General features: G+C 68.2%; 26 protein-coding genes and 1 tRNA gene. 13 read left to right on the forward strand and 14 right to left on the reverse strand.

All coding sequences use genetic code 11. The features are described from left to right. The first annotated feature begins 17 nt into the window (after positions 1–17). From ACIA8G_RS35895 to ACIA8G_RS35905, 3 genes are all read left to right on the forward strand, one after another. On the forward strand, positions 18–587 hold the full coding sequence (locus ACIA8G_RS35895; RefSeq protein WP_396423193.1) for an NADPH-dependent FMN reductase: 570 nt from the start codon (positions 18–20) through the stop codon (positions 585–587). Between the two features lie 88 nt (positions 588–675). Beyond that, a complete protein-coding gene (locus tag ACIA8G_RS35900) occupies positions 676–1,098 on the forward strand; it encodes an organic hydroperoxide resistance protein (protein WP_396423194.1) in 423 nt (140 codons plus the stop codon). 16 nt (positions 1,099–1,114) lie between these two features. Further along, a complete protein-coding gene (locus ACIA8G_RS35905; RefSeq protein WP_396423195.1) occupies positions 1,115–1,591 on the forward strand; it encodes a Dps family protein in 477 nt (158 codons plus the stop codon). Here the strand turns inward: ACIA8G_RS35905 and ACIA8G_RS35910 are convergent. Continuing rightward, positions 1,588–2,538 carry a DUF4872 domain-containing protein gene (locus ACIA8G_RS35910; protein WP_396423196.1) on the reverse strand — a complete coding sequence of 317 codons (951 nt, stop codon included), beginning with the start codon at positions 2,536–2,538 and terminating at the stop codon, positions 1,588–1,590. The two genes, ACIA8G_RS35905 and ACIA8G_RS35910, sit on opposite strands and share 4 nt — an antisense overlap. Positions 2,539–2,717: 179 nt before the next feature. Next, the gene (locus ACIA8G_RS35915) at positions 2,718–4,529 is read right to left on the reverse strand and encodes a prolyl oligopeptidase family serine peptidase (RefSeq protein WP_396423197.1); all 1,812 of its coding nucleotides are present in this window, start codon (positions 4,527–4,529) and stop codon (positions 2,718–2,720) included. Positions 4,530–4,571: 42 nt separating this feature from the next. Here ACIA8G_RS35915 and ACIA8G_RS35920 point away from each other — a divergent pair, with 42 nt between their 5' ends. From ACIA8G_RS35920 to ACIA8G_RS35930, 3 genes are read left to right on the forward strand one after another with little or no spacing between them, the layout of a single operon-like run. Beyond that, entirely contained in the window at positions 4,572–5,168 is a 597-nt protein-coding gene (locus ACIA8G_RS35920; RefSeq protein WP_396423198.1) for a hypothetical protein, read from the forward strand. Beyond that, entirely contained in the window at positions 5,165–5,638 is a 474-nt protein-coding gene (locus ACIA8G_RS35925) for a DUF3291 domain-containing protein (RefSeq protein ID WP_396423199.1), read from the forward strand. The genes ACIA8G_RS35920 and ACIA8G_RS35925 overlap by 4 nt, the downstream gene beginning before the upstream one ends. Before the next feature lie 9 nt (positions 5,639–5,647). Next, complete coding sequence (locus tag ACIA8G_RS35930) at positions 5,648–6,127, forward strand: GAF domain-containing protein (RefSeq protein WP_396423200.1); 480 nt, start codon at positions 5,648–5,650, stop codon at positions 6,125–6,127. Here the strand turns inward: ACIA8G_RS35930 and ACIA8G_RS35935 are convergent. From ACIA8G_RS35935 to ACIA8G_RS35955, 5 genes are all read right to left on the reverse strand, one after another. Continuing rightward, positions 6,120–6,410 (reverse strand): antibiotic biosynthesis monooxygenase family protein, encoded by a 291-nt coding sequence (locus tag ACIA8G_RS35935; protein ID WP_396423201.1) that lies wholly within the window; start codon positions 6,408–6,410, stop codon positions 6,120–6,122. The two genes, ACIA8G_RS35930 and ACIA8G_RS35935, sit on opposite strands and share 8 nt — an antisense overlap. 17 nt (positions 6,411–6,427) lie before the next feature. After that, on the reverse strand, positions 6,428–6,649 hold the full coding sequence (locus ACIA8G_RS35940) for a hypothetical protein (RefSeq protein ID WP_396423202.1): 222 nt from the start codon (positions 6,647–6,649) through the stop codon (positions 6,428–6,430). Between the two features lie 356 nt (positions 6,650–7,005). Further along, the gene (locus tag ACIA8G_RS35945) at positions 7,006–7,539 is read right to left on the reverse strand and encodes a hypothetical protein (RefSeq protein WP_396423203.1); all 534 of its coding nucleotides are present in this window, start codon (positions 7,537–7,539) and stop codon (positions 7,006–7,008) included. A gap of 210 nt (positions 7,540–7,749) precedes the next feature. Then, positions 7,750–7,823: transfer RNA gene (locus ACIA8G_RS35950), tRNA-Pro, on the reverse strand. Positions 7,824–7,841: 18 nt separating this feature from the next. Beyond that, complete coding sequence (locus tag ACIA8G_RS35955; RefSeq protein WP_396423204.1) at positions 7,842–8,795, reverse strand: metallophosphoesterase; 954 nt, start codon at positions 8,793–8,795, stop codon at positions 7,842–7,844. 68 nt (positions 8,796–8,863) lie between these two features. Here ACIA8G_RS35955 and ACIA8G_RS35960 point away from each other — a divergent pair, with 68 nt between their 5' ends. After that, complete coding sequence (locus ACIA8G_RS35960; RefSeq protein ID WP_396423205.1) at positions 8,864–9,334, forward strand: GatB/YqeY domain-containing protein; 471 nt, start codon at positions 8,864–8,866, stop codon at positions 9,332–9,334. Positions 9,335–9,378: 44 nt separating this feature from the next. Here ACIA8G_RS35960 and ACIA8G_RS35965 read toward each other — a convergent pair whose 3' ends face one another. Then, the gene (locus tag ACIA8G_RS35965; RefSeq protein WP_396423206.1) at positions 9,379–10,095 is read right to left on the reverse strand and encodes an HAD-IA family hydrolase; all 717 of its coding nucleotides are present in this window, start codon (positions 10,093–10,095) and stop codon (positions 9,379–9,381) included. Positions 10,096–10,149: 54 nt separating this feature from the next. Here ACIA8G_RS35965 and ACIA8G_RS35970 point away from each other — a divergent pair, with 54 nt between their 5' ends. After that, the gene (locus tag ACIA8G_RS35970; RefSeq protein WP_396423207.1) at positions 10,150–10,809 is read left to right on the forward strand and encodes a GntR family transcriptional regulator; all 660 of its coding nucleotides are present in this window, start codon (positions 10,150–10,152) and stop codon (positions 10,807–10,809) included. Between the two features lie 3 nt (positions 10,810–10,812). Here ACIA8G_RS35970 and ACIA8G_RS35975 read toward each other — a convergent pair whose 3' ends face one another. Continuing rightward, positions 10,813–13,272 (reverse strand): penicillin-binding protein, encoded by a 2,460-nt coding sequence (locus ACIA8G_RS35975; protein ID WP_396423208.1) that lies wholly within the window; start codon positions 13,270–13,272, stop codon positions 10,813–10,815. 237 nt (positions 13,273–13,509) lie between these two features. On the opposite strand from ACIA8G_RS35975, the gene ACIA8G_RS35980 reads away from it, so the two are divergent. Next, complete coding sequence (locus ACIA8G_RS35980; RefSeq protein ID WP_396423209.1) at positions 13,510–13,800, forward strand: WhiB family transcriptional regulator; 291 nt, start codon at positions 13,510–13,512, stop codon at positions 13,798–13,800. A gap of 2 nt (positions 13,801–13,802) precedes the next feature. Here ACIA8G_RS35980 and ACIA8G_RS35985 read toward each other — a convergent pair whose 3' ends face one another. The 3 genes from ACIA8G_RS35985 to ACIA8G_RS35995 are packed head-to-tail and all read right to left on the reverse strand — an operon-like array spanning position 13,803 to position 16,215. After that, positions 13,803–14,930 carry an ArsA family ATPase gene (locus ACIA8G_RS35985; protein ID WP_396423210.1) on the reverse strand — a complete coding sequence of 376 codons (1,128 nt, stop codon included), beginning with the start codon at positions 14,928–14,930 and terminating at the stop codon, positions 13,803–13,805. Continuing rightward, a complete protein-coding gene (locus tag ACIA8G_RS35990) occupies positions 14,927–15,919 on the reverse strand; it encodes an ArsA-related P-loop ATPase (RefSeq protein WP_396423211.1) in 993 nt (330 codons plus the stop codon). Before ACIA8G_RS35990 ends, ACIA8G_RS35985 begins: the two co-directional genes overlap by 4 nt. A 44-nt stretch (positions 15,920–15,963) precedes the next feature. Continuing rightward, positions 15,964–16,215, reverse strand: a complete 252-nt coding sequence (locus tag ACIA8G_RS35995) for a hypothetical protein (protein WP_396423212.1) — start codon at positions 16,213–16,215, stop codon at positions 15,964–15,966. A 68-nt stretch (positions 16,216–16,283) separates the two neighbouring features. Between ACIA8G_RS35995 and ACIA8G_RS36000 the strand changes: the two genes are divergently transcribed. The 4 genes from ACIA8G_RS36000 to ACIA8G_RS36015 are packed head-to-tail and all read left to right on the forward strand — an operon-like array spanning position 16,284 to position 18,682. After that, positions 16,284–16,439, forward strand: a complete 156-nt coding sequence (locus ACIA8G_RS36000) for a DUF4177 domain-containing protein (RefSeq protein ID WP_086668176.1) — start codon at positions 16,284–16,286, stop codon at positions 16,437–16,439. Beyond that, positions 16,436–16,891: a RidA family protein gene (locus ACIA8G_RS36005; RefSeq protein ID WP_396423213.1), complete on the forward strand. Its 456-nt coding sequence runs from the start codon at positions 16,436–16,438 to the stop codon at positions 16,889–16,891. Before ACIA8G_RS36000 ends, ACIA8G_RS36005 begins: the two co-directional genes overlap by 4 nt. 40 nt (positions 16,892–16,931) lie before the next feature. Beyond that, positions 16,932–17,534, forward strand: a complete 603-nt coding sequence (locus ACIA8G_RS36010; RefSeq protein ID WP_396423214.1) for a hypothetical protein — start codon at positions 16,932–16,934, stop codon at positions 17,532–17,534. Positions 17,535–17,545: 11 nt separating this feature from the next. Further along, positions 17,546–18,682 carry a hypothetical protein gene (locus ACIA8G_RS36015; protein WP_396423215.1) on the forward strand — a complete coding sequence of 379 codons (1,137 nt, stop codon included), beginning with the start codon at positions 17,546–17,548 and terminating at the stop codon, positions 18,680–18,682. A gap of 1 nt (position 18,683) precedes the next feature. On the opposite strand, the gene ACIA8G_RS36020 is transcribed toward ACIA8G_RS36015, so the two are convergent. Continuing rightward, positions 18,684–19,574 carry a Gfo/Idh/MocA family protein gene (locus ACIA8G_RS36020; protein WP_396423216.1) on the reverse strand — a complete coding sequence of 297 codons (891 nt, stop codon included), beginning with the start codon at positions 19,572–19,574 and terminating at the stop codon, positions 18,684–18,686. Positions 19,575–19,588: 14 nt separating this feature from the next. Next, positions 19,589–19,945 (reverse strand): hypothetical protein, encoded by a 357-nt coding sequence (locus tag ACIA8G_RS36025; RefSeq protein ID WP_396423217.1) that lies wholly within the window; start codon positions 19,943–19,945, stop codon positions 19,589–19,591. Positions 19,946–19,978: the final 33 nt, after the last annotated feature.

A 19,978-nucleotide genomic window follows, 5' to 3' on the forward strand; every position in this document is an offset into this window, starting at 1 on the left:
GTGGAAGGATCGTTGCTATGACGGTGACGGTGGTGGGCATCGGGGGCTCGATCAGGTCCGACTCGCAGTCCGAGCGGGCGCTGCGGGTGGCTCTGGAGGGCGCACGCGAGCTCGGTGCGGAGACAATCCAGTACAGCGGCCCTGATCTGGTGCTTCCGTTCTACGACCCGTCGGTGCCGGAACGCACGGACATCGCCAGGAAGATGGTCGAGGACCTGCGCAGGGCCGACGGCGTGATCGTCGTGTCGCCCGGCTACCACGGCACCGTGTCCGGTCTGGTGAAGAACGCCCTCGACTACATCGAGGACCTGCGCGAGGACGAGCGCCCGTACCTCGACGGACGGGCCGTGGGCACCATCACGGCCGCGTACGGCTGGCAGGCCGCGGTGAACACGCTCGCGGCGGTCCGGTCGATCGTCCACGCGCTGCGCGGCTGGCCGACGCCGCTGGGTTCCGCGATCAACTCCGCGCAGGTCAAGTTCGACGGCGACGGCGCCTGCTCGGACGCCGACGTCGACCGCAACCTGCGGGTGATCGGCCGCCAGGTCGTCGAGTTCGCGCTGCGGCAGGCGCACATTCCGACGTGAACTGAATCACGATCGGGCAGATAAGTCGTGCGCGATCCGTTCGAACCAGTGGGTAACAAGAAACCACTGACTCGAGGGAGAGCGGAAAATGAGCACGCTGTACACGGCTGAGGCGACTGCTTACGGCGAAGGGCGCAACGGCGAGGTCCGGTCCTCCGACGGTGTGATCGACGAGGTTCTGTCGATCCCGAAGGAGATGGGCGGCCCCGGCGGCGACGCGACCAACCCCGAGCAGCTGTTCGCAGCCGGTTACGCGGCCTGCTTCAACTCCGCCCTCGCCGCCGTCGCGCGCGCCGGGAAGATTCAGCTCCCCTCGTCCGAGGTAACCGCCAAGGTGGGGATCGGCCCGAACGGGACCGGCGGCTTCCAGTTGTCCGTCGAGCTCGCCGTGCACATCCCCGGCATGGACAAGGCGATCGCGGACAAGCTCGTCGAGCAGGCCCACCAGGTCTGCCCGTACTCGAACGCGACGCGCGGCAACATCGAGGTGGCGATCACCGCCACCGTCTGAGGAGGCGCGTTCAACCATGGCCAGGAACCCGATCACCAGCCCGCTCCCCGACGCTGACCGTGATGCTGTCGGAGCGGTGCTGCAGGCAACACTCGTCGACCTCGTCGACCTGTCCCTGATCGGGAAACAGGCGCACTGGAACGTGATCGGCAAGAACTTCCGCAGCGTCCACCTCCAGCTCGACGAACTGGTCGTCGCGGCCCGCAACGCCGCCGACCAGGTCGCCGAGCGAGCGGCCGCTCTCGGTGTCACGCCGAACGGCATGGCGAAGACCATCGCCGCGTCGTCCGGCGTGACAGGGGTCGAGAGCGGCTGGCTGAAGGAGGAGCAGGTCGTCACGGCGATCACGTCCTCGCTGGCGTCACTGATCTCCCGCATGCGTTCCCGCATCGACGAGACCGACAAGCCGGACCTCGTCACCCAGGACCTGCTCATCGGCATCACCCAGCAGCTGGAGCAGGCCCACTGGATGTGGCAGGCCCAGGCCGCCTAGAGCATGAGTTGACGGACGGCCCGTTCCTCGATGGAGCGGGCCTCGTCGACTTTGTCGGCCAGTTCGGCGTAGTCACCGCCGCGCGCGATCTGCGACCAGAGCTCGCCGGACTGCCGGAACTCGTGTGCGCCGGGCAGCCCTGCCTCGTCGAGGAAGTCGGCGTACAGCGGCCGGGTCGCGCCCGATGCCGTGTACTGCGTTTCCAGGCACTCGTGCAGGCGCTGCTTCACGAAACCGGGGTCGTCGGCCCAGCGCTGCGTCCAGCCCTTCTTCCCCTTGTCGCGCAACTGCTCCGCGAGCTTGCGCATGCCGGAGAAGCCGAAGTTCACGTCGAAGTTGTTGCCCAGCACCGGACCCGTGAGGTGCTCGCACGTCATCCGCACGGCGGCTTCGACGTCCGGCTCACCCGTCCGTTCGCCGATGCTGATCATCTCGTGCTTGCCCTGGCCCCAGTTCGTCATGAACTCGGCGAGTGGCTGGACGTTCGTGCCGTGGTTGTGCACGGTGACCGCGTCGTCGTCGACGCCGAGCACACCGACCGGATGCTTTTCCTTGCCCAGCAAGCAGATCACCGGACCGTCGGCATTCCTGAGCTGGGCCTCCGCCTTGCGCGCGGACGTCGTGGACGTGACGTCGTGGGCGATGTTCGCGTGCATCAGCGCGGTCGGGATGAACGGTGCGGGGTGGTGCCGCGCGACGATGGTCATCGTGGGCGTGTGGCCCTTGTACTCGAAGACGAAGTACATGAACCCGATGCCGCCGGCGAGCCCGGCCAGCATCGCCTCGGACCACTCGTCGTCGAGCATCTCCCGCAGCAGCCAGGAGTCGTGCATCTGCCCGGTCGGGCGGGCGTCCTTCAGCACGTGCCGGCGTGCGGTGGTGTAGGACTCGCCGGTGCGCTCCATCCGGGCGCGAACCAGGCGCTTGAACGATTTCTGCTCGGTCATGACGTGCCTCTCGCGGACGCGCCGGAGCCGTTCCCCACGCCTTGCTCTGCTCGTCCGGGCTGCGTTCCTGCACACGACTGACCGGCGCCGGGAGGACAGGAGTCCCCTTTGCCTCCGCGACGCCGGTCAGCGTGGGTGACCGATCAGGAGGTGAGGCGCTCGGCAGCGCCGTCACCAGGTTACTTCGCGAGGTGCCGCCGTGCGAAGTCCACTTCGGCAGCCGTCTGCCGCATGGTCTCGGCGACGACCAGCGAGCCGTGGCCCGCGTCGTAGCGGTACATCTCGTGGGTGTGGCCGCGGGCCGCGAGCGCGTCCAGGTAGTTGTCGATCTGCCGGATCGGGCAGCGCGGGTCGTTCTCGCCCGCGAGCACCAGCACCGGCGCGGTCACCTGGTCGACGTACGTGAGCGGCGAGCACTTCTTGTAGAGCTCCGGCAGCTCCTCCGGCGAGCCACCGAACAGCGCCCGGTCGAACGCCCGCAGCGGCTCCATCTCGTCCTCGTAGGCGGCGAGGTAGTCGGCCACCGGGACGCCCGCGACGCCGACGGCCCAGCGTTCCGGCTGGGTGCCGATGCCGAGCAGGGTCAGGTAGCCGCCCCACGAAGCGCCGTTCAGGACCGACTTGGCAGGGTCGGTGAGCCCGGACTCGACCGCCCAGTCGTGCACGGCGGCGATGTCCTCCAGCTCGACGAGACCCGGCCTGCCCTCGATGGCGTCGCGCCACTTCGAGCCGTAGCCGCTGGAGCCGCGGTAGTTCACGTGCACGGTCGCGAACCCGGCGTCCAGCCAGACCGCGCGGTACGCCGAGAAGCGGTCCTCGTCGGAGGAGTGCGGACCGCCGTGAATGAGGAAGACGGTCGGGAACGGGCCTTCGCCCTCGGGCTTCGCGACCAGCGCGTGCACCTCGCCGACGAAGACGTCCTCGAGCTTCGCCGAGGTCGCGGGCTTCGCACCCTGCGGCTCGACCAGCACGCTCTCGGTGCCGTCGGTGGTCAGCGCGCGGATCACCGTGGACCTCTCGGCGGACGACCACGAGTACTCGATCGTGCCGTCCGGCCGCACGCCCGCGGAGCCGATCACGCCGGGCGCGGTGTCCAGAGTGGACAGTTCGCCGGTCGCGAGGTCGTAGCGGTGCACCGTGTTGCGGGCGTGGTGGGTGTGCACGATCAGCAGCGCGGTCGCGTCCGGGTACCAGTCGGCGGCGACCTCGCCCGGCAGGTCGAGGACGATCTCCTGCTCGGTGTCGGCGGCGACGTCCCAGATCAGCAGCTCCTCGCGGCCGCGCCGTTCGTGCAGCACGAGCAGCCGCTGGTCACCGCGGACCGGGCTGAACGAGATGGCGTCGAGGCCCCTGCCCTTGCCGTCCCACTTCTCGGCCTTGGTCTCGCCGCTACCGGCGTCGAGCGCCCGCAGCGCCATGTGCCGGTTGTCGCCGTGCTCGGAGTGCGCGATCACGACGATCGACTCGTCCTTGGACATCGCGGTGACGCCGGCGTCGTTGACGTGCTGGTAGAGCACCTCGGTCTGTCCGTTGCGCGACAACCAGACCGTGGTGCCGTCGTCGGTCGAAGCGGCGACCGCGACGACGTTCCTGCCGATCTCCAGCCCGGCGGGGTAGCCGGCCGTGACGCCCTCGACCGCGGGCTCGGCCTTGCTGCCGTCGGCCAGGAACGGCTCGCGCACCCACACGCCGAACTCGTCACCGTCGTGGTCGTCGAACCACCAGATCTCGGTGCCGTCCGGGTTCAGCGTGGCGTGCGAGGTGCCGTTCGGCCGGTCCGTGACCTTGCGGTGCTCGTTCGTCGCGCGGTCCCAGGAGTAGATCTCCCAGACGCCACTGGCGTTGGAGACGTACAGGGTGCGGTCCGGTGCGTCGTCGGCCCAGCCGGGCAGGCTCATCCGGGGAGCGGTGAACCGCTCACGCCACCGGGTCTCGGCAACCGGATCTTCGAAAAGCTGGTCCGGAACGTTGGGAGCGGGGTGCGTCGTCACGTCTCAACACTAGAGTCAGCTGAGGTCCTAGGGGGATTCGAGATGACACAACCACCACAGTGGGGAGGGCCGCCGCCACCTCAGCGGCCGCCGTTCCAGGCTCCACGTCCGCATCCACAGCCCGGATATGCACCGCCGCCGCAGTTCTACGCGCAGCAGGCGCCGCCGATGTACCACCAGCCTCCCGGCTGGTTGCCGCCGAAGCCGTCGCAGCTGACGATCCTCGCGCTCCTGAACTGGGTGCTCGCCGCGGGCATCTTCGGCATCGCGGCGTTCGTGATCGTGAGCTTCCTGATGTCCGAGGGCACCCTGGTCGTCGGCATCATCCTGGCAGCCCTGATCACGCTGTTCGGTGCGTTCAACGCGCTGGGCGCGCTGTCGATCAACCACCCGTACTTCCCGAACACCACGGCATCGCAGATCTCCGGTGGCATCACGATCGTCCTGCTCGGCGTGATGCTGGTCCGCTCACTCCGCCACGGCGCGGCCGAGCTCATCCCATCACTGGGCGTCGGCGCGTTGATCTGCGTCTGCGCGTTCAGCCTGTTCCTCGCGACCCGGCCGGCCGTGAAGCGGTGGATCGTGGCGAAGCACCAGCTCTCGCTCGCACAGGGACACGTGCCGAGGAACCGCCGATGACCGCGGAACTGGCCCAGGTCAACATCTCGCGCTTGCTGACGCCGCTGGACAGCCCGCAGCTCAAGGAGTTCGTCGACGCCCTGGACCCGGTGAACGCGGTCGCGGACGCCGCCCCCGGCTTCCGCTGGCGGTTGCAGGGCGAGGAGGGCGACGCCACCGCGATCCGGGTCTTCGACGACGACTGGCTGATCGTGAACATGTCAGTCTGGGAATCACCGAAGGCATTGCTGGACTACGTCTACGGCGACGCCCACAGGGCCATCCTGCGCGGCCGCCGCCAGTGGTTCCACCACCCGGCCGAGGCCATGACCGCGCTCTGGTGGGTGCCAGCCGGCCATCGACCGTCGGTGGCGGAGGCGGAGGAACGCCTGGTGCACCTGCGCGAGCACGGCCCTACTTTCACCGCGTTCACGCTGAAGCAGATTTCACCCGCGCCGGAATACCTAGGTGCTGAGCCGGGCAAGAGTTAACGTTGATGCATGTCCGACACGAGGGAGCGCCTGGCAGAGGCCGCCACCTTGGAGGAAGTGCAACAGGTCGTGCGCACCACGGCCCGAGCGTCGCTGTCGGCACACGGTGCGACGTTGGTGCTGCTAGACGGTGACCTCTGCTATTACGCCGACGAGGACTCGATGAGCCCCCTGTGGAAGGGCCAGCGTTTCCCCGCCGTGAACTGCATCAGCGGCTGGGCCATGCTGCACCGCCAGACCGTGGCCATCCGCGACATCCGCGTCGACGCGCGGATTCCCCAGGAGGCCTACCGCCCGACCTTCGTGCGAAGCCTGCTGATGGCCCCGATCCTGCGCCCGGACCCGATCGGCGCGATCGGCTGCTACTGGGCCGTTCCGCACACCGCGACCCCGGCCGAGACCGAGCTGCTGGAGTCGCTGGCCCTGGCCGCCGGCGACGCCTTGGAACGCTTCCCGGAAGGCCTGCCCCCGCGCGGCTTCTTCAACTGACGAAGTGCCTCAGCACGAGCGGCCGCTGCAGGAACTCGTCCTCGTCCGGAAACGTCACCGGGTCGGTCCGCCAATTCGGGCCCGCGTACTCCACGAGCGCCTGCTCGTCCCGCCACCGGCTCACGTACTGAACGCGGCCGGGATCATCCAGGTCGACGAGCACCTCATGGCCGAGCAACCCGGCATAAGTGGAGGGAAAGGTCGCGACCAGCGCCCGCACCCGTTCGACGAACTCCTGCTCCCGCCCCGGTTTCACCAGCGCCTCGGACACACGGGTCATCATGGCGCCGATCGTATTCGTCAGCCGAGCTCTTCTTCGAAGATCCGGTCGATCTGCCGCGAGGCCCGCGACAACGTCCTGATCGCCGTCATCACCAGTACGAACACGGCCGCCACCGCGACCGTCACCCAAACAGAGGTGAGCAGGTAAACGATCCCCAGCGACTGCAACACCACAATGGTCTTGGCCGCTATGACGATCCAGGACCTATGGACTCCCTTGAAGATGGCGGCGGAGTTCATCAGAACGTATCTCCCGACTTTTCAACGAGGGCCAAACGAACCGCCCGTTGTGTCGCAACGATCATGGAAGCCGTTACGTACCGTGAGTTGAAACTTCAACCGTCACTCGTACGGGTTAACGCGACGTGACAGTTCCGGATTGTTTGGTGTGGAACGGTGGCGCAGCGTGCATACAGACACGGTGGCCTTCTGGGCTGCCCGTGTCGAGCTTCCTCACTCGATCGAGTGGCTCGTACGCGTGAATCGATGCCCTTTCCCGGAGCAGGCGGAGACGTTGGACCCTGCTCCGGGCGGGACGTTTGATCACCCTCAGGAGGGCCGGCGGCGTTGCCGCTGACCATCGCAGCCTTACGCGGCTACAACCACCTGCAATTGAAATTCCCGTTCCAGCCGCCGATCATTCCCGAAGGGGGGCCGGACGTCGCCCCCGGAGACCATGTGCCGTTGTGAATGGTCCCCTTCATCGGGCTACCCGCCCGGAAGGACTGTCGATCTTTCAATCCGCGAACATCTACCTGAAGGCTCGCGCACGCGCCGCCGTTGAAGAAGGCGTGGACATTGAAGTTGCTGACTGCTCCCAGCATGAGGTCGAGTCGTACGAGGCTGCTGAATTCCAGGCTGGTCTCGGCGTAACACCGGGAATTTCCGTTGGCGTAGGTGATCATGAAGTAGCTGCCGTTGTCGCAGTTCACCCGAGTCCTGGCGGCGTTGGCGACACCGGTCCCGATCGTGGCCGAGGCCAGGGCGACCACCGCTGCGATGGCACCGGTGACGGCTCGCCTGCTGATTCGGCCAGACTTCCGATTACCTTTGATCTGCATCTTTTCCGCTCTCCATCCATGCGCCATGGCTGACGAATCGGCCTTGCCGCAGGTCGCCCTGGTGGCCACCCTCCACACGAGACTGCAAGCGCTTACAGTCTCCTGTCAAGGTTTGTGGCGAGTGACATGCTCTACCTGGAGATAACCTGTGGAAGCGCTTCCAAATGAGATGCGGAAGGCTTGCTGGGAGATCACTTGCTTTTCTCAGAACGGCCCGAAACGCAAATCAGCCCCTGTCCACATCAACTGTGGACAGGGGCTGATCTATAACTATTTAAATCGGGGTGACAGGATTTGAACCTGCGACCTCTTCGTCCCGAACGAAGCACGCTACCAAACTGCGCCACACCCCGGTTCGAACGAGTTGAACTCTACATCATGTCCGCCCCAGCTCCGAATCGGACCCCCTCACTTCGCCCCTGACCAGGCGTAACGGGCCGAGGAACCAGAGTCAGCAGCGAAGCCTCCGGCGGGCAGCAGAACCGCACCGGCGCGTACGGCGAAGTGCCCATGCCCGCGGACACGTTCATCCACATGTGCGAGCCCCACCGCGACACCCCGCGCGCCCGTGAGCGGTCCAGTTCGCAGTTCGTCACGAGGGCGCCGTAGAACGGCACGCGCAGCTGGCCGCCGTGGGTGTGGCCGGCCATCAGGAAGTCGTAGCCGTCGGCGGCGAACGGGTCGAGGACCCGCGGCTCCGGCGAGTGCGTGACACCCAGGCGCAGCACGGCATGAGGGTCTGGGGCGCCCGCGATGTCGTGGTAGCGGTCGCGCTTCAGGTGCGGGTCGTCGACGCCGGCCGCGAAGATCGTCTGGCCGTTCACGACGATCGACTTCCGGACGTGGGTCAGGTCCTCCCAGCCGCGCTCGATCATGCCGGCGCGCAGGTCGCGCCACGGCAGCGTCACGCCGTGGATGCGCTTCGTCTTGGACGACGGCAGCAGGTAGCGCACCGGGTTCTTGAGGCGCGGCGCGTAGTAGTCGTTGCTGCCGAAGACGAACAGGCCCGGCTTGTCCAGCAACGGGCCGAGCGCGCGCAGCACGCCGGGGACGGCGTCCTTGTGCGCGAGGTTGTCGCCGGTGTTCACGACCAGGTCGGGGTTCAGGTCGGCCAGCGCGGCCACCCAGCGCTGCTTCGACACCTGGTTCGGGGTCATGTGCAGGTCCGAGATGTGCAGCACCCGGATCGGCTTGGCGCCGGGGGACAGGACCGGCACCGTCGCTGTGCGCAGGGTCCAGTGCCTTCTCTCGATTCCCGCCGCGTACGCGATGGTCGCGGTGCCGAGAACGGTCGTGGCGAGGAGGGCGCGGCCGAGCTTGTTCACGTGTCAAGGGTACGGAAGGCGGTTAACTCGATCGGCGCGGCATCCGGAGGGCGGTACCGTTCCCGGTCATGGCGGAGTTGAAGACGCGGCTGAAGAACGACCTGACTGTGGCTATGAAGGCCAGGGAGAACGTCACGGCCGGCGCGCTGCGCATGGCTCTCACGGCGGTCACGACCGAGGAGGTCTCCGGCAAGGTTGCCAGGGAGCTCTCCGACGAGGAGGTCGTGAAGGTCCTCACGCGCGAGGCGAAGAAGCGCAAGGAGGCTGCCGAGGCGTTCGCCGGCGCGGGTCGCACCGAGCAGGCGGAGCTGGAGCGCAAGGAGCTCGCCGTGCTGGAGGCCTACCTGCCCGCCCAGCTCGACGACGCGGAGCTGGCGTCCATTGTGGACGCCGCGGTGGCCGCTGTCGCCGCGCAGCTCGGGGAGACGCCGGGGCCGAAGCAGATGGGTCTCGTCATGAAGGCCGTCAACGCCGAGGTCGCCGGGCGCGCCGAGGGCGGTCGTGTCGCCGGCGCGGTCAAGGCCAAGCTCACCAGCTGACGAACGGAACCCGCGACCTCACCGCGAGGTCGCGGGTTCGGAAATCAGAACGCCCGCTCGACCGCGTCCGCGAACTCGCCCATCGAGGCGAACTCCAGGTCGTAGCTGAAGTCACCGGACGGCTGCGGTGTCGCGCCCCATCCCGGCCGGTCGCTGCGCCGGTTGATCCACACCGACGGCAGGCCCTCCCGTTTGGCCGGCACGTGGTCGTGGAACAGGCTCTGCGCCACGTGCAGCAGGCCGGAGCGATCCACGCCGAGCTCGCCGAGCGTCTTGTCCAGCGCGCGGAAGTGGTTCTCGGCCGGCTTGTACGCGCCGACGTCCTCCGCCGTGATGATCGCGGCGAACTCCCCGCGCAGGTGCCTGTTGCTGCCCGCGAACCCGGCGCGGTGCACATTGGACAGAATGATCAACTTGTAGCGCGCGGCCAGGCGGGCCAGTGCGTCCGCGGAGTCGGGGAACGCCGGCCAGTCCGGCACCGACGAACCGAGCCGGCGCGCCCAGTCGTCGCTCACCGGAACCCCCAGCACGTCGCCGGTTCGGCGGAACGCCGTGGCGAGCACCTCCGGGTACAACGCGGACGGCGTTGAAGCCTCCACGGCGGCTTCGTGGTCGCCGTAGGTGAGCAGCAGTTCCTCAGGGCTGAGCGAGAGCCCCTGTTCGTGCGCCCACGGCGAGAGCACCGCGGCGATACCGGCCTCCCAGTCGATGAGCGTGCCGTAGCAGTCGAAGCTGAGCGCCTGGAACTTGGTCAGGTCCATGAGAACAAACTGTAGTACAGTTCAACTGTAGGGCAACTGGTTAAACTAGGCGTCATGTCAGCCCTCGACGGCCTCGAAGTGCGCCGCACCACTACTGCCCAGCAGCTGGCAGACGGCCTGTCGGAACGGATCATGGCCGGCGCCTTCGGGCCTGGTGACCGCCTTCGCGAGAGCGCCATTGCCGCTGAGTTGGGCGTCGCGCGCAACACGATCCGCGAGGCCGTCCGCATCCTGGAGCTCACCGGTCTCGTCCGCTACGAGGTCAACCGCGGCGCCGTCGTCATCGCGCCCACGCCGGAGAACGTCGAGGCCCTCTACACCGCGCGCGAACGGCTGGAGACGGCCGCGGCCGCCCGCACCCCGCGCCCCGGGCAGCTCGAGGCGATCACCGCGGCGTTCGGTGAGCTCGTCGAGGCCGCGGAGACTGGTGACACGGGCAAGATCGTCGACCGCGACCTCGCGTTCCACCAGGCGATCGTGGCGCTGCTCGACAGCTCACGGCTCGACGCGTTCTACGCCGAGATGACCAAGGAACTGCGCTTCTTCCTCACGGTGCTGTCGAAGTCGGAGACGCCCGAGCAGGTCGTCGCCGAGCACGAGGTCATCCTGAACGCGATCAAGGAGGGCGACCGCGACCGGGCCGTTGCGGAGATCCGGGCACACATAGACACGAACGCCCAGCGTCTCAAGGAGATGCTGGGCGAACGTCGCTGAGGTCTACCTGCGTGGCACGGGTTCCGTCGGGAGGGTGATCGGCGGCGGCTCCCCGGGATTGCCCGGGTTGCCCGGGTTGCCGGGATTCCCCGGATCGGGATTGCCGTTCGTCGGCTCCGTCGGCACCGGTGGCGGCACGTACCCCGAGCTCACCGACAGCGTGACGATCGTGCCGCGCAACGCGTTCCCGCGCGGCGACTGGCTCACGACCGTCCCCTTCGGCTGGTCGGAGTTGATCGTCTGCTGGCTCACCTTGTAGCCCGCGTTCTCCAGGATCCGCACCGCGTCGTTGATCTGACGGCCGACGACGTCCGGGATCTGGATCTCCCGGCCGCCCTTGAGATAGCGCGGCTCGACCGGTGCCAGCTGCTTCACCGGCAACCCCGTGTGCAGCTTCGTCATCGTGTCGAACCAGGTGCGGGCCGGGATGGTGCCGCCGAAGATGTTGCCGCCGCCGCACAGGCGGGGTGCGCCGCCCACGCAGATCGGCCGGGGCGTGATGCCGTCGTTGAACGTCTGCACGGCGCCGGCCAGATCCGGGGTCGCGCCGATGAACGCCGCCGACTTGTACTCCTCGGTGGTGCCCGTCTTGCCGATCATCGGGCGGGTCCACTTGAACTGGCGGGCGGGGGCCGCGGCGGTGCCGTTGCCCTGGTCGTCCTTGCTCATGCCGGCGGCCAGGCCGTTCGCCAGGCCCTCGGCGACGACCTGCTCGCACGGCGCCTCGTTCAGCGGCACGGCCTTGAGGTTGCGGTCCAGCACCTTCGCGATCGGCGTCGGCGGGCACCACTTGCCGCCGGACACGATGGTGGCGGCGACGTTCGCGAGTTCCAGTGTGGACACCGGCGCGGGCGAGAGGGTGAACGACGCGTTGCCGCCGTTCTGCTTGTAGAACTCGGTCTGCGAGATCCGGTTCTGCTTGTCCTTGGCTTTCGGGTCCGGGCGCGTGCCCTGCAGGTTCGTCGCCATCGTCTCGCGCATGCCGAGCCGCGAGGCCATGTCGACGACGGCGTCCATGCCGGTCTGCTCTTCCAGGATCACGAAGCCGGTGTTCGGCGAGGTCTGCAGGGCCTGCTGGAGCGACATCGACGACGGGTAGCTGCCGTCGAAGTTCGAGAGGCAGTACCAGCGGGTGCCCGGTTCGCCGGTGCTCGGGCAACGCTGGGCGCCACCCTTGAAGACCCGCGAGACGTGGTGCGTCGGCGTCGGGATGACGTTCTCGATGCCGAGGCCCTTCTCCAGCGCGGCCGCCGCCGTGAAGACCTTGTAGACGGAACCGGCGCCGAACTTGTTCTCCACGCCGCTGGGCAGGTCGAACGTCGTCTGGTTCTGCTGCGCCTTCAGGCCGTAGTCGCGGTTCGCGACCAACGCCAGCACGTCGTGGCGGTCCTTGCCGGGCCGCACGACGGCCATCGTGTTCGCAATTCCGTCAGTGCCCTTGCCGACGCCCGCCTCGGCGGAGGCCTTCGCCTGCGAGGTGACCGCTCTGTCCAAAGTGGTCTGAATGGTGTAGCCGCCGGTGCGCAACTGCTCTTCGCTGAAACCCGCGCGCTGCAAGTAGTTCACGACGTACGAGCAGAAGAATCCGTTTTCCGGACCGGCGCCCACACAACCGTTCGGCGGGGTGCGCACGGGAGTCGCGAGTCCGAGTCCTTCCTTCTTCGCCGCCTCACCTGCGTCACGGGACAGCTTGTCGTTCTCGACCATCCTGTCGATCACTTTGTTGCGACGCTCCAGCGCTTTGTCCGGATACGCTTCGGGGTCGAGTGCTGACGGACTGTTCACCATTCCCGCGAGCATCGCGGCCTGAGGAACCGTCAACTTGTCCGGAGTCGTGCCGAAGTAAGCCTGCGATGCCGCCGCGATGCCGTAAATGGTCGAACCAAAAGGAACGACGTTGAGGTACCTGGCGAGGATCTCCTCCTTGCCGAGCTTGCGCTCGAGCTGCAGGGAGATCCGGGCCTCGCGCATCTTGCGCGCGATGGTCTGCTCCTGGGCCTTGGCCTGCTCCAGCTTGTTGTTCCGCGCCACGACGTGGACCAGGTAGTTCTTCACGTACTGCTGGGTCAGCGTGGACGCGCCCTGCGACACCGAGCCGCTGACCTGGTTCGTCAGGCCGGCGCGGATGGTGCCCTTCCAGTCCACGCCCTGGTGCTCGTAGAACCGCCGGTCCTCGACCGAGATCAGCGCCGCCTTCATGGTCGGCGAGATCTTCTCGGGCGGTGTCAGGACTCTGTACTGGTCGTACAGGTACGCGATCGGAGCCCCGTCCTTGTCGGTCACTGTGGTGATCAACGGTGGATCGGTGGTCACGAGGTCGGCGGAGATGCTGTCCACGGTGTCGCTGGCGCGGTTGGAGACCAGGCCTGTCGCGCCCACCACCGGGAACAGCATGCCGGCGAGGAGAACCCCAGCCAGCAGGCACAGGCCGAGCATCTTGAGCACGCCATTCCTGACTCGCACGCGGGTCAGCGTACGCCGTACACGAACGGGTGATCGAGATCAGTAAGGGCCGTTACTCAGCATGAGTAGAGATACGCAAGACAGGTAACAGTCGGGTGACCCAGGCTTGGACGGGGAACCGAACGGCACTACAGTCCGTCAACGTCCAAGGAATGCAGCCGTGGCTCGAACGCTACGGCATCCGTGGCAGGGGTGTGGCGGATTTCCACATTTGGACAGCACTGAGGAGTGGGGGATATGAACCAGGGGGATTGGCGTATCAACGCTTCGTGCCGTGATGAGGAGCCGGATCAGCTCTTCGTCCGAGGTGCGGAGCAGCGCAAGGCGAAGCTCGTGTGCCTGGGTTGTCCAGTGCGCATGGAATGCCTGGCCGAAGCGCTGGACAACAGGATCGAGTTCGGGGTCTGGGGTGGCATGACCGAGCGCGAACGCCGCGCTCTGCTGCGTCGCCGTCCTGACGTGACGTCGTGGCTGGAACTGCTCGACAACGCACGTCAGGAGCACTTCGAGGACTCCAGGGTCGGCTAGGGCTACTCCCCGGCGAGTCGGCGGCCTATCTCCCGCAGACCGTCGAGGTCGTGCACGTCCGCGGGCAACGCGGGCACGCCGACCAGCGCGACGCCGGGGTGAGCACGGGTGAACCGGGCCAGCAGTCGCTTCTCTCGATCCGCGACTGCTACCCGGTCCGCGTGCAGCCGGAGCACTGCCGCGGCGAGCGGCGCCTCACCGGAGCGGTCCAGATCTTCCGCTGCGGCGAGCGCCTTCGCCGCGGGCAACTCTGCCGCGATCACCGGATGCGTCCGGTTCGCGACGAGCCCGCACAACGGCATCTTCTCGGCGCTTAGTCGCTCGACGAAATAGCTCGCTTCGCGCAACGCGTCCGGTTCCGCGGCCGCCACCACGACGAATCCGGTGCCCGGTGAGCGGAGCAGCTCGTACGTGCGCTGAGCCCGTTCGCGGAATCCGCCGAACATGCTGTCGAACGCCTGAACGAACGTCGAGGCGTCCTGCAACAGCTGGCCACCGACGATCGTCGAGACAGCACGGGTGAAAAGACTGAAACCGGTTCCGACGATCTTGAGCAGCCCGCGGCCGCTCGCTCGCGCGGGCGCCGAGAGCATGCGGATGAACTTGCCGTCGAGCACCGTCGAGAGCCGCTGCGGCGCGTCCAGGAAGTCCAGCGCCGACCGCGACGGCGGCGTGTCGACGATGATCAGGTCCCACTCGTCCTGCGCCACCAGCTGGCCCAGCTTCTCCATCGCCATGTACTCCTGCGTGCCGGAGAACGACGAGGAAATGGTCTGGTAGAAGGGGTTCGACAGGATCTGGTCGGCCCGGTCGCGGCCCGCGTGGGTCAGCACCATGTCGTCGAACGTGCGACGCATGTCCAGCATCATCGCGAACAGCTCGCCCTTGGGCTCGAAGCCCTCGACCACGACCTCACGCGGATGGTTGTCGAGCTCGCGCAGGCCCAGCGACTGGGCCAGCCGGCGCGCCGGGTCGATCGTCAGCACGACCACGCGCCGGCCGCGTTCCGCCGCGCGCAACGCCAGCGCCGCCGCCGTGGTCGTCTTGCCGACGCCACCGGAACCGCAGCACACCAGCACGCGCGTCGCCAGATCGTCCAGCAGCGGGTCGAAGTCGAGCCTGGTGGTCACCGGACACCTGCCGCGACCAGCACCTCGGCCAGCTCGTACAGCGCGGCCACGTCCACCCCGTCCGTCAGCTCGGGCAGCTCCACCGTCGGCAGGTCCGAGTGGCCGAGCAGTTCCATCGCCTCCTGCTGCGACTCCACCCGGATCGCGTGCTCGACCGTCTCGTCGACCAGGCCCTCGACCGTGAACTCGTCGAGGTCGAGCCCGGCGGAGGCGAGCCCGGCGCGCACCCGTTCCGCGTCCACCCGGCCTCCTGCCGCGGCGGTGACCGAACGGGCGGGCAGCCTGGCCGGATGGACCCGGTTGACCAGCACCGCACCCGGTCGCAGGTCAGCGCCGTCCAACTCGGCGACCGCGTCCAGGGTTTCGCGCACCGGCATCTCCTCCAGCAGCGCCACCAGGTGGACCGCCGTGTCGCCGGAGTGCAGCAGCCGCACCACGCCGTCGCTCTGTCCCTTGATCGGCCCGACCTTCGCGAGGTCGGCCATGGCCTTGGTGACGTCCAGGAACTTGACCACGCGCCCGGTCGGCGGCGCGTCCAGCACCACCGCGTCGTAGAGGTGGCGGCCGTCCTTGCCGGTGCGGTTCACGCACTCCTTGACCTTGCCGGTCAGCAGCACGTCCCGCAGGCCGGGCGCGAGCGTGGTCGCGAACTCGATCGCGCCCATCTTGCGCAGCGTCCTGCCCGCGAAACCGAGGTTGTAGAACATCGCCAGGTACTCGAGCAGCGCCGCCTCGGCGTCGATCGCCAGCGCGTGCACCTCACCGTCGCCAGGCGCGGTCGCGATCCGTTCCTCGGAGTAGGGCAGCGGGGCGTGGTCGAAGAGCTGGGCGATGCCCTGCCTGCCCTCGACCTCGATCAGCAGGACCCGGCGGCCTCCGGTGGCGAGAGCGAGCGCCAGTGCGGCCGCGACCGTGGTCTTCCCCGTGCCGCCCTTGCCGGAGACCACGTGCAGGCGGGCTCGGGTCAGCTCCTCGGTCCACGACGTCACCCGTCCAGACTATGTGTGAATCCGGCCGGGTGTGGACTGGTCGGTCAATCCATCATGGTGAGGAAGAAAACGGCCATAGCGGTTGCGGCGACCAGCGCCCACGCGACGACCGAGGGCAGCCACAGCGCGATGCTGACCGTGATGACGGCCACCACGACGAGCCCGATCAGCCCGGCCTTCACGACGTCCGCGTGGTGGCTGTGCTTGCGGTCCCGGACCTGCGCCATGGCGACGAGCACCATCACCAGCCCGCCCACGCCGAACAGGCTGGTGGCGACGATCCGCCAGGTCTCCATGTGATCAAGGTAGCCCGAACAGCGAGAACCGCGCAGAGGTCGATCGGGTGGCAAGTTAGGCTCCGAGCATGACGAAGTGGGAGTACGCGACCGTGCCGTTGTTGATCCACGCCACGAAGCAGATCCTCGACCAGTGGGGCGAGGACGGCTGGGAGCTGGTCACCGTGCTGACGAATCCGACCGGTGAGCAGCACGTCGCGTACCTGAAGCGGGTGAAGGCGTGAGCACCTGGTCCACGCGCCTGAAGGAGCTCGGCATCGAGCTGCCCGGCGTCGCCGCGCCGCTCGCCGCGTACGTGCCGGCGATCCAGACGGGCTCGCACGTCTACACCTCCGGCCAGCTGCCGTTCGTCGACGGCAAGCTCCCCGCCACCGGCAAGGTCGGCGCTGAGGTCTCCCCGGAGGAGGCCAAGCAGTACTCCGCGACCTGCATCCTCAACGCGCTGGCCGCCGTGCACGCGCTCGTGGGGATTGACTCGATCAAGCGAGTCGTGAAAGTTGTCGGCTTTGTGGCCTCCGCCGAGGGCTTCACCGGCCAGCCCGGTGTCGTGAACGGTGCCTCGGAGCTGCTCGGCGAGATCTTCGGTGACGCCGGCAAGCACGCGCGCTCCGCCGTGGGCGTGGCGGAGCTGCCGATCGGTGCGCCGGTGGAGATCGAACTGATCGTCGAGGTCTGAGTTCCCGGTTCTCATCCCGGGTTCTGGGGAAGGGTGTGACATGTCGGACACGTGCCACGAACTGCTGCTGCGGCTCGCCGGGCGCCTCCCGGACGAACTGCTGTGGCGGTACCGGGACTGGGCGGCCTCGGACGCGTATGCGGTGCTAGCACGGTCTTTGCCGCGCACCCTGCTGCACGGGCGCATCCCTCTGACCGATCACGAACTGCGCCTTTTGCAGGACGCGCTCGTGCCCTACGGGGCGGAACCGGGTGCTGTCAGTTCGGTCAAAGGGCTGGACGAACTGCCACCCACCGACTACACCTTTTCCCCGGAATCACCCGATCGGGTGCCGATGGGGGATTCCGCGACCGTCGTGCTCGGTGCCACGCTGCGAGGCCGTCATGGGGTCGGTGAAGTTCGCTCGTGCTGGCGCATCGGTCCCTCCGGGATCAACCGCGTTCTGCTGGTGGCGGCCACCACCGGCCACTCCCGGCTGACCGGCGAGTTGCAGCGCGTTCTGCGGGCATTGGGCGAACACGATCCGTGCGTCGAGGTCGTGCCGTCCGGTCTGGACCTGCCGCCCTACCACCGGGCGGCGTTGGCGGCTTCGGAACTGGTCTGTGCCGGTGCCGAGTCCGAGGAGCACCTGGTGCTCAGCTAAGGAGAGTTGACGTGACGAACGACGGTGTCGGTCTACCGGTCCGTCTCCACGATCTCCTGCTGTCGATGGCCGGGCGCGTCGACGACGCCGCCCTGTCGCAGGCACGCGAGTTCCTCGCGGTCGGAGAGCTCGACCGCGCGGTAGAGATGCTGATCGGCACGCTCCTCGCGGGCAGCATCCCGGTGCTGCCGGACGAGCGAGCGGCCATCACGTGGCTGCTGCACGAGGTGCGTTCCGACGGCTCCCTCACCGACCGGCTGCCGGTCGTCGAGATGCTGCCGTTCGTGCGCCACCGCTTCACCTCCGAGACCGACCCGGCCTCCGACCTCATCGGGCCGCTGACCCGCGCGGTGTCGGTGCTCCCGGACGTCCGCTCGGTGCGGTGCGTCTGGCGTTCCTCACCCGCCGGCTCGACGCCCGGTCCGCTGCCGCAGCGCGTGGTGCTGGTGGACATCGGTCCGCAGGGCTTCGCGCCCGCGACCGCCTACCGGGTCGACTCTGTGCTGCGCAAGGCCGGCGTCCGCGCGTCGGTCGAGGTGCTGACCACCGGTACGCAGCTCAGCGAGTACCACGCCGCCGCGGTGACGTCGTCGACCCAGGTGCCGATCTCCGGTGCTCCCGCACCGGTCGCGGCCGCCAGGGAGTCGGTGTCGCCCACGGCGGCCTGGTTCGACCAGTCCGAAGAGGTTCCCGCTCCGGCGCCGGTGGCCGAGCCGACACCGGCGCCGGAGCCTTTGGAAGAGACCGGCTCACGTCGCGCGCGTTCAACGTCGTCGTCGACACTCGAAGGATCCCAGCCGTTCCCGCCCAAGCCGGTGAAGCGCATCCACGTGGCGCCGGTCGAGCCGGAGATCGAGGCTCTGCCGGAGCCGATGCCGATCAACCGGGCCGAGGTGACCACGGAGCTGAAGGCGGACGAGCTGGCGGCGTTGCAGGCCGCGCTGGCCGAGTCGCCGGACGAGCCGTCGTCGGTGGACGCGAACCTGTCCGAGCGCGAGCGGGCGTTGCTGCAGCAGCTGCACGAGGAGCTGGCGCAGCGGGAGCAGACCGGTGCCAAGGCGACTGACACCGGTCGCTGGCAGATCGACAGGTCTTCTGCCCGTCAGTCCGCGTTCGGGGCCACGAACAACGGCCACCCGACCCCGTAGTTCAGGCCCCGGCTTTGCGCCTCGCGAGGTCGATGATCCTCTGCAGGTGCAGGCCACGCCGCACGTCGCAGTCGTGAGCCGTGGTGCCGCTGTGCACCATGGCCACGAAGTCGTCCAGCAGGTTCGTGAAGCAGTCCAGCGCGGACGTGTCGCGGCTGTTCAGCGTGCGGTGGCCGTTGGTGCCGAACACGGTGAAGTCCGCGAACGGCGGCTGCAGCGGCAACGACAGGGTCAGCGACAGCGTGCTCGTGGCGCCGCCCGCGTGCTGCAGGATCAGCTGCCACAGCCCGGTTTCCGACACGTTCGCCGCGATCACGTCGGTGATCTCGCCCAGTGCCGCGTCGAGCAGGTCGAACGCGTGCGGGCCGATGTCGTCCAGCGCGCCCCTCTCGTGCCGCCACTGGGAGTCCGAGAACGGGCCGTCCAGCAGGGCACCGGTCAGCCAGCGTCCGTCGGCGCCTGTCCAGCCGCCCGTGCGGTGCAGCTGGGTCAGCAGCTCCTTGGTCTCCGGGGCGTACCGGCGGGTCAGCACGACCAGCGACGCGACGCCAGCGGCCTCGACCGCCGCGACGAGGTTCTCCGCCACCTCGGCCGACTCCGCGATCGGCTTCTCCAGGATCACGTGCTTGCCCGCGTTGGCGGCCTCGATCGCCATCGGCGCCTGCACGCCGGGCGGCACGCAGAACGCCACGGCGTCCACAGTGGACAGCAGCTCCGCGTAGTCCGCGAACGGCTCGGCGCCGTGCGCGTTGGCGAGCTCCGTCGCGGCCTCCGGCCGTCGGGCCCACACGCCGGTCAGCGTGGTTCCCGGGTGGTTCGCGATGCCGGGGGCGTGGATCATGTTCGCCCACGGGCCCGCACCGACAAGTCCTACGCGCAGCTGTTCGTCCACTCGCACATCCTGCCTCAGGAGTAACTGGCCTTGGGGACGAAGATCTCGCCCCCGTTGTCGAACTTCAGCCGCATGCCGTCGCCGGTCGTCTCCCGCTGCGGATCGTGCTCCCAGCCGGCCGGGACGGTCACGACGTGGCCGCGGTCCGGCGAAGGGCCGAGCCAGATCTCGTAGTAGGTGCCGCCGACCACCCGGTCGACCTTCTTGACGTACACGCCCGGTGCCGTGGACGTCGGGTCGACGCTGATCACGGTCGTGCGGTCGGGGATGAACAGCAGCACGCCCGCCACCGCGGTGAGGCCGGTGCCCATCACCACGCCCAGCAGGAACACCAGCATCTTCACCAGACAGCCGGAGACGTTCGTCGCCATCACACCACCCTTGACTGAGCCCGGTCGTACGCT

Source organism: Lentzea sp. NPDC051213 (assembly GCF_044455585.1).
Lineage (GTDB): Bacteria > Actinomycetota > Actinomycetes > Mycobacteriales > Pseudonocardiaceae > Lentzea.

Coding starts and splice junctions, on each gene's coding strand:
- ACIA8G_RS35910 (WP_396423196.1), bottom strand. CDS start 2,538: ATGACCGAGCAGAAATCGTTCAAGCGCCTGGTTCGCGCCCGGATGGAG.
- ACIA8G_RS35965 (WP_396423206.1), bottom strand. CDS start 10,095: ATGGACCTGACCAAGTTCCAGGCGCTCAGCTTCGACTGCTACGGCACG.
- ACIA8G_RS35935 (WP_396423201.1), bottom strand. CDS start 6,410: ATGATGACCCGTGTGTCCGAGGCGCTGGTGAAACCGGGGCGGGAGCAG.
- ACIA8G_RS35920 (WP_396423198.1), top strand. CDS start 4,572: ATGACACAACCACCACAGTGGGGAGGGCCGCCGCCACCTCAGCGGCCG.
- ACIA8G_RS35960 (WP_396423205.1), top strand. CDS start 8,864: ATGGCGGAGTTGAAGACGCGGCTGAAGAACGACCTGACTGTGGCTATG.
- ACIA8G_RS36025 (WP_396423217.1), bottom strand. CDS start 19,945: ATGGCGACGAACGTCTCCGGCTGTCTGGTGAAGATGCTGGTGTTCCTG.
- ACIA8G_RS35895 (WP_396423193.1), top strand. CDS start 18: ATGACGGTGACGGTGGTGGGCATCGGGGGCTCGATCAGGTCCGACTCG.
- ACIA8G_RS35980 (WP_396423209.1), top strand. CDS start 13,510: ATGAACCAGGGGGATTGGCGTATCAACGCTTCGTGCCGTGATGAGGAG.
- ACIA8G_RS35925 (WP_396423199.1), top strand. CDS start 5,165: ATGACCGCGGAACTGGCCCAGGTCAACATCTCGCGCTTGCTGACGCCG.
- ACIA8G_RS35905 (WP_396423195.1), top strand. CDS start 1,115: ATGGCCAGGAACCCGATCACCAGCCCGCTCCCCGACGCTGACCGTGAT.
- ACIA8G_RS36010 (WP_396423214.1), top strand. CDS start 16,932: ATGTCGGACACGTGCCACGAACTGCTGCTGCGGCTCGCCGGGCGCCTC.
- ACIA8G_RS35930 (WP_396423200.1), top strand. CDS start 5,648: ATGTCCGACACGAGGGAGCGCCTGGCAGAGGCCGCCACCTTGGAGGAA.
- ACIA8G_RS35940 (WP_396423202.1), bottom strand. CDS start 6,649: ATGAACTCCGCCGCCATCTTCAAGGGAGTCCATAGGTCCTGGATCGTC.
- ACIA8G_RS35970 (WP_396423207.1), top strand. CDS start 10,150: ATGTCAGCCCTCGACGGCCTCGAAGTGCGCCGCACCACTACTGCCCAG.
- ACIA8G_RS36000 (WP_086668176.1), top strand. CDS start 16,284: ATGACGAAGTGGGAGTACGCGACCGTGCCGTTGTTGATCCACGCCACG.
- ACIA8G_RS35995 (WP_396423212.1), bottom strand. CDS start 16,215: ATGGAGACCTGGCGGATCGTCGCCACCAGCCTGTTCGGCGTGGGCGGG.
- ACIA8G_RS35900 (WP_396423194.1), top strand. CDS start 676: ATGAGCACGCTGTACACGGCTGAGGCGACTGCTTACGGCGAAGGGCGC.